This is a genomic window from Prevotella multiformis DSM 16608 (assembly GCF_000191065.1).
GTDB lineage: Bacteria > Bacteroidota > Bacteroidia > Bacteroidales > Bacteroidaceae > Prevotella > Prevotella multiformis.
In genome coordinates this window covers 93,700-105,932 of record NZ_GL872282.1, presented here as the reverse complement: position 1 = coordinate 105,932, position 12,233 = coordinate 93,700, and the positions used below count along the sequence as shown (strand labels likewise).

At 49.5% G+C, this 12,233-nt stretch carries 10 protein-coding genes; 8 read left to right on the top strand and 2 right to left on the bottom strand.

Going from position 1 to position 12,233, the window contains the following annotated elements:
- Window positions 1-206 precede the first annotated feature (206 nt).
- From HMPREF9141_RS00465 to HMPREF9141_RS00440, 6 genes are all read left to right on the top strand, one after another.
- Window positions 207-1,187, top strand: a complete 981-nt coding sequence (locus tag HMPREF9141_RS00465; RefSeq protein ID WP_040554110.1) for an N-acetylmuramoyl-L-alanine amidase-like domain-containing protein — start codon at window positions 207-209, stop codon at window positions 1,185-1,187.
- A gap of 250 nt (window positions 1,188-1,437) precedes the next feature.
- Entirely contained in the window at window positions 1,438-2,031 is a 594-nt protein-coding gene (locus tag HMPREF9141_RS00460) for a TetR/AcrR family transcriptional regulator (protein ID WP_007366395.1), read from the top strand.
- A 132-nt stretch (window positions 2,032-2,163) separates the two neighbouring features.
- Window positions 2,164-2,910: a 3-oxoacyl-[acyl-carrier-protein] reductase gene (fabG, locus tag HMPREF9141_RS00455; protein WP_007366394.1), complete on the top strand. Its 747-nt coding sequence runs from the start codon at window positions 2,164-2,166 to the stop codon at window positions 2,908-2,910.
- A 163-nt stretch (window positions 2,911-3,073) separates the two neighbouring features.
- Window positions 3,074-3,748: an RluA family pseudouridine synthase gene (locus tag HMPREF9141_RS00450; RefSeq protein ID WP_040554109.1), complete on the top strand. Its 675-nt coding sequence runs from the start codon at window positions 3,074-3,076 to the stop codon at window positions 3,746-3,748.
- An 847-nt stretch (window positions 3,749-4,595) separates the two neighbouring features.
- Entirely contained in the window at window positions 4,596-5,288 is a 693-nt protein-coding gene (gene mtgA / locus HMPREF9141_RS00445) for a monofunctional biosynthetic peptidoglycan transglycosylase (protein WP_007366392.1), read from the top strand.
- A gap of 69 nt (window positions 5,289-5,357) precedes the next feature.
- Window positions 5,358-7,889: an ATP-dependent helicase gene (locus HMPREF9141_RS00440; RefSeq protein WP_007366391.1), complete on the top strand. Its 2,532-nt coding sequence runs from the start codon at window positions 5,358-5,360 to the stop codon at window positions 7,887-7,889.
- 108 nt (window positions 7,890-7,997) lie between these two features.
- Here the strand turns inward: HMPREF9141_RS00440 and HMPREF9141_RS00435 are convergent, their stop codons facing one another.
- Window positions 7,998-8,786: a glycoside hydrolase family 25 protein gene (locus tag HMPREF9141_RS00435; RefSeq protein WP_007366390.1), complete on the bottom strand. Its 789-nt coding sequence runs from the start codon at window positions 8,784-8,786 to the stop codon at window positions 7,998-8,000.
- Window positions 8,787-9,496: 710 nt separating this feature from the next.
- Between HMPREF9141_RS00435 and HMPREF9141_RS00430 the strand changes: the two genes are divergently transcribed.
- A complete protein-coding gene (locus HMPREF9141_RS00430) occupies window positions 9,497-9,916 on the top strand; it encodes a hypothetical protein (protein ID WP_007366388.1) in 420 nt (139 codons plus the stop codon).
- 147 nt (window positions 9,917-10,063) lie between these two features.
- Complete coding sequence (locus tag HMPREF9141_RS00425; protein ID WP_040554108.1) at window positions 10,064-10,744, top strand: GDSL-type esterase/lipase family protein; 681 nt, start codon at window positions 10,064-10,066, stop codon at window positions 10,742-10,744.
- 63 nt (window positions 10,745-10,807) lie between these two features.
- Here the strand turns inward: HMPREF9141_RS00425 and radA are convergent, their stop codons facing one another.
- Window positions 10,808-12,208 (bottom strand): DNA repair protein RadA, encoded by a 1,401-nt coding sequence (gene radA, locus HMPREF9141_RS00420; protein ID WP_007366386.1) that lies wholly within the window; start codon window positions 12,206-12,208, stop codon window positions 10,808-10,810.
- Between the last annotated feature and the right edge of the window lie 25 nt (window positions 12,209-12,233).

Below are 12,233 nucleotides of genomic sequence, written 5' to 3'. Positions count from 1 at the left end.
AGGCGTGCTGCACGCTGCTGAAAATCAACGCAGCCAGTTGGAGGTAGAGGGCATGTCTTTCCGGACACTGTAAGGAACGGCCTGTTTAAGAGAATCTGCACACAGAACACCGTGCGATTTAAGCTCAACGAATGCACTGATTCTGAAGCTGTTTCCGAATCGTATTTAACAATTTGTAAAAGTTAGTATGATCATTGATTATGAGAATGAAACTGAAGTATATCTTTATCTTTCCGCCCCTGTTTGTCCTGACCGCATGCGGAGCGAAGAGCAGGCAGGAACAGCAGACTGTAACAGCCGACACAACAGACCTGATACGGCAGCGGTCATACACCGCTTCAGACAGAAAGATGACTGCGAGCGACACGCTGCCGACCTATGTTGACAGATTTTCAAAGGCTGACAGTATGCTGGTGTGCAGGATTCTGCGGGAAACCGTCCCTCTGCGGCGCCGGCTTTCTCACGGGCAGCTCATCTTGAAAGTTGCCAGGATTTTTGTCGGCACACCGTACGTGGCACATACACTGGACCGGAATACAGATGAGAAGCTGGTGGTTAATCTGCACGGACTGGACTGCACCACCTTCATAGAGACTGTAACTGCGTTGGTTTTGTGTATAGAAAGAGATGAAATCCGTTTTTCCGACTTCGTACATCAGTTGGAGCAGATACGTTATCGAGGCGGGAAGACCGGATACCTGAACCGTCTGCATTATTTCCACTGGTGGCTGGAGGACAATGTCCGCATGGGATTCATTGCGGAAATCAATACCCCCGTTCCTCCTTTTACAGCTGTCCAGACTCTGAAGATCAACTACATGACCCTGAATGCACCGGCATACGATATGCTGAAAAACAGTCCGGAGCGTGTCGCCGGACTGAAGAAACTGGAGGATGCAAGCAATGGAACGAGGATACGTTATATTCCCAAGAGCCAGCTGGGAAACAGCGGGCTGCTCAAAACGGTGGTCCGTGACGGAGACATAATTGCCATTGTAACCAGCAAACGTGAACTGGACACCACGCATCTTGGCTTTGCGGTCTGGCATAGGGACGGACTGCATATGCTGAACGCATCGAGTCTTGAACAGAACGGCCGTCAGGTAATAGAGCCCGTAGAGACTTTCTACCATTATATGATGTCGCATCCTTCAAGTATCGGTATTCGGATTGCACGGATACGGTGAACCGTCCTGTCTGGCGGGCGGGAAGAGGGGGGCTTCTGTGCCCGGGAGGGCTTCCCGTCTCGGGTCAGGACACTTCGAGGGGAAAGGAAAAACGACATCAGAAAATAGAGAAATAGAACAACCGACAGGATAAAAAGATTAAATAATATCAAACTTTTCCTCTCTAAATTTGTAAGTCTGCAAGATAATATATAATTTTGCACATGATATTTGCGATGTGCAAATCGTATAACAGAGGAATAACAAAGGTATGTCAATATCGAAAACCAGACAGAAACTTGTTGATGTGGCACGCCAGCTCTTTGCAAAGAACGGCATTGCCAACACGACAATGAACGATATAGCGAAGGCTTCGGAAAAGGGAAGGCGTACGCTCTATACTTACTTCAAGAGCAAGGATGACGTATATTATGCCGTCATAGAGTCGGAGCTGGAACGGTTGTCGGACAAACTGGACGAGGTAGCCGCGAAGAAGATCAGTCCGCAGGACAAAATCATTGAGCTGATATACACACATCTCAGCATGATCAAGGAGACCGTGATGCGCAACGGCAATCTGCGTGCGGAGTTCTTCCGGAATATATGGATGGTCGAGAAGGTCCGCAAGAACTTTGATGAAGACGAAATCGAACTCTTCCGCAAGGTCTATGCGGATGCCAAGGAAGACGGTGAGTTTGATATTGACAATGTCGAACTGGTCGCAGACATCACACATTATTGCATCAAGGGGCTAGAGGTGCCGTTCATCTATGGCCGCCTCGGACACGGACTGACGGAAGAGTCCTCCCGTCCCTTGGTTGCCAAGGTCGTATATGGTGCATTGGGCAAAAGCGGGCTGAAGTAGTCCGTCTTGTCCGCTGGCACGGTACAGGAAGAGGTCTCCTTGCAGGTACGTTCTATCTGAAGTGTACCGGTCTGGCAATCATCAGAAATCAACATAACAAATATAGGAACTAACAGTATAAATCAAAACAACATGAAATTATTGGAAGGAAAGACAGCCCTCATTACAGGTGCTGCACGCGGTATCGGCAAGGCTATCGCATTGAGGTTCGCAGAAGAAGGTGCAAATATTGCATTCACCGACCTTGTCATCGACGAGAACGGCAAGGCTACCGAGGCGGAAATCGCTGCAAAAGGCGTAAAGGCCAAGGGCTATGCAAGCAATGCCGCCGACTTCGCACAGACGGAAGAGGTTGTCGGTCTGGTCAAGGAAGAGTTTGGTTCTATCGACATCCTTGTCAATAATGCCGGAATCACGAAGGACGGTCTCATGCTCCGTATGACCGAGCAGCAGTGGGATGCCGTCATTGCTGTAAACCTGAAGAGTGCCTTCAATTTCATCCATGCCTGTATCCCGGTGATGATGCGGCAGCGCAGCGGAAGCATCATCAACATGGCAAGTGTGGTAGGGGTACATGGCAATGCCGGTCAGGCCAACTATGCAGCTTCGAAGGCCGGCCTTATCGCTTTGGCAAAGAGCATCGGTCAGGAGATGGGTCCCAAGGGCATCCGTGCCAATGCCATTGCTCCCGGTTTCATCGACACCGCTATGACACAGGCCTTGCCGCAGAACATCCGCAAGGAATGGATTTCCAAGATTCCGCTTCGCCGTGGCGGTACGGTCGATGATATTGCCAATACGGCTGTCTATCTCGCTTCCGACCTGTCAAGCTACGTATCCGGTCAGGTTATCCAGGTTGACGGTGGTATGAATATGTAATTCCGTTTCCCCTTTCCTGTTATGGGAAGGGGGAAGCTCAATGTCAGAATCTCCCTTGCTGTCCCGGGACAGGGGCTTATGATGTCCGGTGGGAATCCGTTTCCGTCAGCTATCTTTCCTTGATGGAGGAGCAGGGGGAGATTCCCTTTTTCCTTACTATACTATGCAAGTACTTTACGAAGATAACCACATTATCATTGTCTACAAGGAGCCGGGCGAAATCGTCCAGGCAGACAAGTCCGGTGATGAGCCGCTTTCAGAGATCGTCAGGCGATGGATAAAAGAGAAGTACCAGAAACCCGGTAATGTCTTTCTTGGGGTCGTTCACAGGCTTGACCGTCCTGTATCGGGGCTGGTTGTCTTTGCGAAAACCTCAAAGGCACTGACGCGTCTGAACAATATGTTCCGCAATGGCGAGATCCACAAGACTTATTGGGCGATTGTCACACGTCCTCCTCTCGATCCGGAGGCGACATTGACCGACTGGCTTGTGCGCAATGAGCGGCAGAACAAAAGCTATGCTTATAACCACCAGATTCCGACCGCCAAGAAGTCTGTCTTGCATTATAAGACCATCAACCGGTCTGACCGGTACACGCTGCTGGAAATCAACCTCATGACAGGCCGCCATCATCAGATCCGCTGCCAGCTGTCCAATATTGACAGTCCCATAAAGGGGGATCTGAAATACGGAGCACCCCGTTCCAATCCTGACGGCAGTATCAGTCTGCTGAGTCATCGCGTAGAGTTCGTCCATCCCGTTTCCAAAGAGAACATCTGTGTAGAGTCTCCTTTGCCTGATGACGCACTTTGGCAGGCCATCGGGCACTTTCAATGAGGACGGAAAGGACGGATGTACGGATAAAACCGGCCGGTTCCTGCTTTTGTACAATCCCCAAAAAATTGCTGGATTTCCTTCTTTTGAAAGGTTCTTCCGTTAAATGCTTGGATGCTTTTCGTATGGCTTTAACGGAAGAACCGAAGTGATTCATTCAACAAAAACACAGCCAAGACCGTCAGCTGGCTATCCTGTTATCATCCTCCGATATAAAAGTCTTTTCAATTTAATATGGTGAAAAGACAGATGAGATTCTTAAAAGTCATTACATAATCCCAAACAAATCATCTGCAAATATAAAAGAAACGTGCAGAAAGTAGGTTTGTAACCAACAGTCAATCAATTGGTTATTAAGTCGTTTGTAAAAGGCGCTTAATTGGTCTTCAAAAGGACGTTGGTAACACGCTAAAAGAGCATCTGTTGCAAGTCAATCAGGCATCTTTCAGAAGCCAGAAGGGCATATGTCAGCTTGGGTTGCATGAAAACAGTTTACAAACACCGATGATGTGGGAATAAGTTGGTTGTAGAAGACGGAAAGACAGGCTGATGGACAGGCATCGTATCAATTTTCCTTTTCTGCATTTTATCTTGTAGTTTATCCTCCTTTGAAGCCCCTCTGATCCTGGACAGCCATACCCTGCAAGTGCATAAGCCTTTATCCATGTCCAATCTATGTATTTAACGGAAGAACTCTCTTAAACGGGTTGATCTGGCTTTTGCTGCAGGCGTCCAATATCAGACGGACCTGAGGCTGATGATGGATGTCTGCCTTGTGTAGAAAAATCCATTCCTGCCTGCTTGCCATCCGATAAGATTTAGTAACTTTGCAGACAGAAATTCATTCCCTATGGTTAAGAAGGTTCTTAAAGTGATAAGGTGGGTATTTGTCCTGACCTTTATTTCCACAATATTGACGGTAGTGGCCTATCGCTTCGTCCCTGTGTATTTTACTCCTCTGATGATCAGCCGCTGCTTTGAGCAGATAGGGAAGGGGGAGTCCGTCAAACTCTATCATGACTGGATTCCTCTGGAAAAGATGCCGAAGTCGATGCCGGTAGCCGTGATGGCAAGTGAAGACCAACGGTTTCTGATCCATCACGGATTTGACTACCAGGCTATAGAGATGGCGGCGGAGGAGCATCTGAAGAAAGGCAAGAAACTGCGTGGCGGTTCGACTATTTCGCAGCAGACGGCAAAGAATGTCTTTCTATGGCAGGGACGTTCGTGGGTGAGGAAGGGGCTGGAGGCTTATTTCACATTCCTCATAGAGACCTTGTGGAGCAAGCAACGCATTATGGAAGTTTATCTGAACTCAATTGAGATGGGCGATGGTATCTATGGTGTAGAAGCCTGTGCCAAACAGAATTTCGGGATGGAGGCCATACAGCTGGATCGGCGCGACTGTGCGCTTATAGCGGCTACCTTGCCCAATCCACGCCGATTCTCTTCCAAGACACCGGGTCCCTATATGCGTAAACGGACCGGACAGATCGAACATCAGATGACTTTTATCGCTCCTTTTCCCGAGGAACATGAATAATGCAGAAAGGCATATTGTTCTGCCATTCTGTTTAATGACCGAATAAAGATTATCTCCTGAAAAAGCAAAATGGATCATCAAGAAAGGGAAGAAGAACTCCTCAGCGCTTTGAATGAAAGCCAGCGCAAAGCAGTAGAATATTGTGCAGGTCCCTCACTGGTGATTGCCGGTGCCGGATCCGGCAAGACCCGTGTACTTACGTATAAGATAGCTTATCTGCTCGAGAAAGGGCTGAAACCCTGGAATATCCTTGCGCTTACGTTCACGAACAAGGCGGCGAAGGAGATGAAAGAACGAATAGCGCAGATCACGACGGCAGGTGAGGCACGACGGCTATACATGGGCACTTTCCACTCCATCTTTGCCCGTATCCTTCGTAGTGAAGGCGAACTGATAGGATTCGGACACAATTTTACCATCTATGATGAGACCGATTCACGTTCACTCATCAAGAGCATTGTAAAAGCCTTGGGACTCGATGAGAAGACCTATAAGCCGGCAGCGGTTCATAACTTCATCTCCATGGCAAAGAACCGCCTCATAACGGCTTCTGAATATGCAGAAGACCGTGCTGCACTCAATCGGGACAGGATTGTCCGTATGCCGGCAGTCTATCAGATCTACAAGGCTTACGAGGCGAGATGCCGGCAGGCGAACGCCATGGACTTTGATGACATTCTGCTGTATACTTATCTTCTTTTCCGCGACCACGTGGATGTAAGGAAAAAGTATGGACAGCTCTTTGAGTATATTCTTGTAGACGAGTACCAGGACACCAACTTTGCCCAGGTGAGCATCATCAGCCAGCTGGCGAATACACACCGCCGCGTCTGTGTCGTGGGCGATGACTACCAGAGCATCTATTCTTTCCGCGGGGCGAATATCGACAACATCCTTGACTTCAGAGAGAAGTTCACCGATGCAAGACTTTTCAAGCTGGAGCGGAATTACAGGTCCACACAGCTTATCGTGCAGGCTGCGAACTCGCTGATGAAACACAATGAGCGGCAGATTCCCAAGGAGGTCTATTCAGAAGAGGGCGAAGGACATAAGGTGCTTTACAAGCCCTGTTACAGCGACCGGGAAGAGGCGATGGTCGTGGCCGGTGAGCTGAGGCGTATCAAACGTGATGAACGATGTGATTATGGCAGCTTTGCCATCCTCTATCGGACGAATGCGCAGAGCCGTCCTTTTGAAGATGAGTTCCGCAAGCAAGGGATACCCTATAAAATCATCGGTGGACTGTCTTTCTATCAGAGAAAGGAAATCAAGGACATCATCGCCTATTTCCGTCTGGTTGCCAATCCTGATGACGAAGAGGCTTTCCGGAGGATCATCAATTATCCGGCACGCGGAATCGGCAGCACGACGGTCCAGAAGATCGTCGACTGTGCCCAGCACCATGCTGTCTCGCTGTGGGAGACAATCCTCAACCCGATTGGATACGGACTGAATGTCAACAAGGGGACATTGACGAAGCTCCTTGCTTTCAAGACGTTGATCAGTGGATTTATAAAAAAGGCGGCACTGACTGACGCCTATGAGCTGGGGAGTGAAATCATAGAGGAAAGCGGCATCGGTGCAGATATTCGTTCGGGGAGAGACCCGGAAGATCTGGCACGGCGTGAGAATCTGGAAGAGTTCATGTCGGCTATGCAGGATTTTGTCGACATCGGCCGGGAGGAAGGCCGGGAAGAGAACGTTTATTTGACCGACTATCTTCAGGAAGTGGCTTTGTATACTGACGCTGACAAAAAAGACGACGACACGCCCAAAGTGACCCTGATGACGATTCATGCAGCGAAGGGACTGGAATTTCCCACTGTATTTGTCGTCGGACTGGAGGAGAACGTCTTTCCGAGTCCGATGGCATCCGGTTCGAGACGCGAGGTGGAAGAGGAGCGTCGGCTGCTTTATGTGGCCATTACACGTGCGGAACGGCATTGTATTCTGACAAACGCCAGGAATCGTTTCCGGTACGGGACGATGCAGGTTGATGATCCCAGCCGTTTCCTGGACGATATAGATGCTTCACTGCTTCAGGAGGAGAACAATGGTTCCGATGTCTTTAGAACTCAACGGCAGAAAATGCCTTGGGATGATGATCCATGTAAGCGGAGTGGCGGAAGTACACGTGAATATGAACCTAACCGGCCCTATACGGGCAGTCGTCCATGGGGACAGGAATACAGACAGATGGGGGCTCGATGGCAGAATGCGAACCCGGTAGCCAGCCAGTTCCGTGCTGATCCGAAACCGAAGATTACGGAACGGAAGCGGCCGGAGGCGGCAGTTGATCCCCTGTCCGAGCGTACAAAGCGCAGGATTCTCTGCGAAGGAGGCAACTTCAAGCGGCTTTCTTCTGCAATGACAAATGGGGGAAGGACACTCCCAGCTTCTTCTTCCAGTGCAGCAGATTCCGCCTCGGCCTCAACGTCCGGGCTTCGTGTGGGGATGACCATTGAACATCAGCGGTTCGGCATCGGTAAAGTCTTGGGGCTCGAGGGTACAGGTGAGAATGCAAAGGCAACCGTCGAGTTCCGTAATGCCGGGAGAAAGCAGCTCCTGCTGAAGTTCGCCAGATTTAAGGTCATCGGGTAAAGCCGGCTGGTGGAAACTGACGGTGACGGGTGATGCCAGAGGCTGACGGGTAAGGAAAGGCAGTGGTCATCGTTGACAACAGCAACTTACCGTGAGGGGGAATAGGGGTCAAGGCATCTTGATAGCATCTACCGATACCCCCTCCCGCAGCCGGTCTATATCTACATAGGTCCAGATGCCACGTACTCTTCCACGCTTGCTTGATTGCCATATATCATGCTTTGCACCAAGTAGTTCAGGAGAGACGTTATAGTTTGCAATGAACAGGTGATAACGGTTGAAGTCCGGATAGAGATTCTGATGGTAGTACACTTCATTGGTATAAATCATAGGTGCATGACCTGTACGGTCCTTTACCAGGCGGATAAACTCTGCAAGGTTCTTCTGGATGAGTCTGCGGTTCCAGCCCCGTGTACCGTCTTTTTCTATGTCGACGAGCAGCAGCAGATCCTGCCTGTCCAAATCAATATGTGACAGAAAATTATCAACCTGCTCGGACATCGATGTACGGCGAGTAAGGAAGTGGTAGGAACCGACAAGCAGCCTCTTTCTTTTCGCTTCTTCAAAATTCTGTTTATAGAAAGGGTCTGCCATTGAACTTCCCTCCGTCGCCTTTATGTAAACAAATTGCAGCTGCGGATTCTCATCTACCAGCTCATCCCAGTGTATCCTTCCTTGATGTCGGGAGATGTCAAGGCCGTCAAAGTCTTTGGCGTATTCCCCTTCCGTCATGTCGTGATAGGGCCATTTGTCGCTGACTGTCGCATGCGGTCTGTGCCATGGTTTGAGGTCTATGATCAGAAGCATGGTCAGAGCAGCCAGGCCACAGCCCGCCAACCGCCACAGCTTTCCGTTCTTATATTTCCTGTTGTTACGTTTTCTTCTTCGTTTCACCATCTTTTCTAACTTTGATTCTATCAAGGCATGTCCTGAAAATCTCACATTGCTCTGTCGTTGACAGGAATACGGCCAACGCTTTGTCTCATTTTGTTTTATGTGGCATCATCAGCTTTTCCTTTCACGCGCATAGCTTTGCTTTCCATATGGGCGACAGATTGTAAGCGTGTGGGCCATCAATACGCCCGGTGTCGGGCATCGGCACATTGGAAAGAGGCCGGGTTCATTCCTGGCGTCATCATGCCATACAGCAAGAGAGACCGGCCGACCTTCACGGAAGAGGTGCAGCGGTCTGAGGCAGCTGCCTTTGCGACCGCTTTGGGCAGGAGGAGACTTGCGTCCGCCCCCCGCAGCCCGATCAAATCGGGTGGTCTTTCTCAAGTCCTGTTTTCTTTCCTTGTCCTGTTGTCTTGTTTGCCGATTTTCAGGACAAAGTTACGCATTCTTTTCCACTGCTGCAAATTATCAGGTATGGCCTCGAAAAAGCTGCCTATGACCTCAAACAGCTGCGAGTTCACATCCTTTCTGAGAATCTAAATTCATTTCAAACTTTATATAATTATTCTTAAATGGTTGGTTTACAGGTATATTTTTCGTACATTTGCAACATTAACATGAAGCCGAGGCGTGGTGGTAACTCATTCTCACATAGGAACACGCCGTAGAAAGCAGCTGTTTGAAGCACTTTCCAAGGCTTCGGAAAAGATTTAATGATGAGAATTTTAAAAGTAGTAAGTATTTGTTTCTTAATGATTTTTGCTTCACACGTTGAAGTATCTGCCAAAGATGACGGCTTCGACTGGGAACCCGTGATGAATGCTATCATCCAGATTGAAAGCAAGGGAAATGCTGCGGCTGTCAATGGCTCTTATGTGGGTGTGCTGCAGATTTCGCCTGTACTGGTGAAAGAATGCAACAACATCCTCAAGAGTTCTGGCAGCAAGAAGCGTTATTCGCTCTCCGATCGTTTCAGTGCTTCCAAATCAAAGGAGATGTTCGTCATTATCCAGGGCTTTCACAATCCGTTGAACAGCATAGAGAAGGCTATTCGCTTATGGAGCGGGGGCATCCGCTATAGCGTTTCGAAGACACAGGCTTATCTCCGCAAAGTCATGCGCAGATTGAATTGACGGAGAACACAGATGATTTAGGAAAATCCTTATGAGAAAGTCCGGCTATCTGTCCTTCAGGATAGATAACCGGACTTTTCTTTCCCAGTCTGCCCCTTTTTGTTTACTTTTGCATAGAAATAACTTTACTATAAGACAAATTCAGGCATGATGAGACTACGCTTTCTATCTCTCTCTTTCCTCTTGACTCTCCTTTCTGTACAGGCTCAGAAAGTGATGTATCATGGGACAAAACATTATGATGCAAAGGTAAGGCAGTTTCAGAGGGAGGGGAGGTTACCTGATGGGGCAATCATCATGTTGGGTGACAGCCACTCCGAGTATGGGGAGGACTGGAATCGTTTTTTCCCGGATGTGGCGAAGATCGTCAACCGCGGAATCATCGGAGACGACAGCAGGGGCATCCTCAACCGCCTCAATCAGGTGTTGCCGTATAAGCCCAGCAAGATATTCTTTGAGTGCGGAACAAACGACCTGAGTCATGGATGGACCGTTGATCGTACCTTTCAAGGGATCGTCCGTGTCATCGAAACAATCCGCAGGAACAATCCGGACACGCGGATCTATGTGCAAAGTCTCCTGCCGCTGAATGAACGTGTCGGTGTCTGGAAGCTCCTGAAAGGAAAAGAGGACATGATCATCCAGCTGAACCACAGGCTGGAGGACTATTGTATCCGCCATTCCCTCACCTTCATCGATCTCTATACTCCGCTCCTTGGGGATCGTTCCAAGACCATGCGTGAGGACTGCTGTCGTGACGGACTTCATCTGACTGCCAAAGGCTATGAAGTCTGGGCTGATGCCATCCGTGCCTATATCAATGAGTAGGCAACGTAAGAAACGGATATTTTCCTGCCTGCTGCCGCACGGTTTCCTAACCTTATCCGGCCATCAACCGAACAATGCCCGGAGAGCTTCTTCCACCTTTCTGACGGGATGGAGCTGTATCTTGTATTTCCCCTTGAGCCCAGACAGGTTGTACTTCGGGAGAATGATATGACTGAACCCCAGCTTTTCGGCTTCAGCTATACGCTGCTCTATCCGGCTTACCGGACGCACCTCGCCGCTAAGTCCCACCTCACCGCACATACACCATCCTTGTTCTATCGGTGTGTCAACATTCGATGAGAGGACGGCGGCTATGACACTCAAGTCCATGGCCATGTCCGTCACACGGAGTCCGCCGGCAATGTTCAGGAACACGTCTTTCTGCATAAGTTTGAAGCCCACCCGTTTTTCCAGTACGGCAAGCAGCATGTTCAGTCTGCGCTGGTCAAATCCCGTTGCTGAACGTTGTGGAGTTCCGTATGCAGCAGAAGACACAAGAGCCTGTGTCTCAACAAGAAAAGGTCTGATTCCTTCAATAGTACTTGAAATAGCCACCCCTGACAGTCCCTCATGGTCTTCTGCAAGCAGCAGTTCGGAAGGATTGCTCACCTGTCGTAATCCCTGCTGCTCCATTTCATAAATACCTAACTCGGAAGTCGAACCGAAACGGTTCTTGATGCTGCGGAGTATGCGATACATATAATGCTGGTCGCCTTCAAACTGAATGACGGTATCAACGATATGCTCCAGTATCTTCGGCCCCGCAATGCTTCCTTCCTTGTTGATATGCCCGATGAGTATCACGGGCACACCGCTCGTCTTGGCAAAGCGCAACAGTGCGGACGCACATTCACGTACCTGCGTGATGCTCCCCGGACTGCTGTCCACATCTTCTGTTGAGATGGTCTGGATGGAATCCACGACCACCAGATCCGGCTGTACGTCCCGAATGTGCTCGAAGATATGTTCAAGTGATGTTTCTGACAGGATGATGACGTTTTCAGCAATATCCTTCGTTATGCGTTCGGCACGCATCTTTATCTGATGGGGGCTTTCCTCGCCACTGACATAGAGTACACGCTGCGTCATGTGGAGGATTGTCTGGAGGGTCAGCGTACTCTTTCCGATACCGGGTTCGCCGCCCAGCAAAACGATGCTTCCCGGAACCAGTCCTCCCCCCAGCACTCTGTTCAGCTCTCCGTCATGCAGGTCCAGCCGCGGTTCATCGTGCGAAGACACGTCACGCAGCCGCTGGGGTTTATTGGCCAGCACAGAGACCGCACCGCCTGTCCCCTTGTTGCGCAGCGACGTAGCGGCATGCCGGGCTGCCTGGGTGCCCGTATCGGCGGCAATACGGATTTCCTTAAATGTGTTCCATTGCCCGCAGCTGGGGCATTTGCCTATCCATTTCGCACTTTCCTGTCCGCAGTTGCTGCAGACATAAGCAATTTTGTCTTTTGCCATAAGTAGGACAAAAGTAATAAGTTTT

Bases quoted from the DNA above. Each gene is read 5' to 3' on its own strand.
- HMPREF9141_RS00465 (WP_040554110.1), top strand. From the start codon at position 207: ATGAAACTGAAGTATATCTTTATCTTTCCGCCCCTGTTTGTCCTGACC.
- HMPREF9141_RS00435 (WP_007366390.1), bottom strand. From the start codon at position 8,786: ATGGTGAAACGAAGAAGAAAACGTAACAACAGGAAATATAAGAACGGA.
- HMPREF9141_RS00450 (WP_040554109.1), top strand. From the start codon at position 3,074: ATGCAAGTACTTTACGAAGATAACCACATTATCATTGTCTACAAGGAG.
- radA (WP_007366386.1), bottom strand. From the start codon at position 12,208: ATGGCAAAAGACAAAATTGCTTATGTCTGCAGCAACTGCGGACAGGAA.
- fabG (WP_007366394.1), top strand. From the start codon at position 2,164: ATGAAATTATTGGAAGGAAAGACAGCCCTCATTACAGGTGCTGCACGC.
- mtgA (WP_007366392.1), top strand. From the start codon at position 4,596: ATGGTTAAGAAGGTTCTTAAAGTGATAAGGTGGGTATTTGTCCTGACC.
- HMPREF9141_RS00425 (WP_040554108.1), top strand. From the start codon at position 10,064: ATGATGAGACTACGCTTTCTATCTCTCTCTTTCCTCTTGACTCTCCTT.
- HMPREF9141_RS00440 (WP_007366391.1), top strand. From the start codon at position 5,358: ATGGATCATCAAGAAAGGGAAGAAGAACTCCTCAGCGCTTTGAATGAA.
- HMPREF9141_RS00430 (WP_007366388.1), top strand. From the start codon at position 9,497: ATGATGAGAATTTTAAAAGTAGTAAGTATTTGTTTCTTAATGATTTTT.
- HMPREF9141_RS00460 (WP_007366395.1), top strand. From the start codon at position 1,438: ATGTCAATATCGAAAACCAGACAGAAACTTGTTGATGTGGCACGCCAG.